Consider the following 382-nt stretch of genomic DNA (forward strand, 5'->3'; position numbering starts at 1 on the left):
GGCCCGTGTGGCGCTGGAACGCGAGCAGGCCCAGTCATCCTGCGCCGCACACACACGACAAAGGGCCCGTGACCTGCGTGAATCGCAGGTCACGGGCCCTTTGTCGTGCCTCTTCGTGGCAGGCTGACTGTCTCGCTCTGTCTCGCATTCGAACGCCCCGTCTCGAAGTGCGTGGACGGGCTGTGGACGGCCTTTCTGGATCTTCAGCCATGCTGCCCCAAGCGGGCGGCGATCTTGGCGTTCGCGGCCTCATCTCCTCCGCTGAGGAACTTGGCGTAGACGCGGAAAAGCACGGCGATGCTGTGGCCGGCGCGCTTGGCCACGAGCTGAGGTTCCACCCCTGAGCTGAGCCAGGTGGAGACCGCCGCGTGACGGAGGTCAT

The 382-nt window shown here is 66.0% G+C and carries 1 pseudogene; it reads right to left on the reverse strand.

The features are described from left to right. Positions 1-203: 203 nt before the first annotated feature. Positions 204-382, reverse strand: a pseudogene (locus tag STRAU_RS43795) (site-specific integrase); the annotation flags it as partial.

The organism is Streptomyces aurantiacus JA 4570, from assembly GCF_000414115.1.
In the GTDB taxonomy this organism is placed as follows: domain Bacteria; phylum Actinomycetota; class Actinomycetes; order Streptomycetales; family Streptomycetaceae; genus Streptomyces; species Streptomyces aurantiacus_A.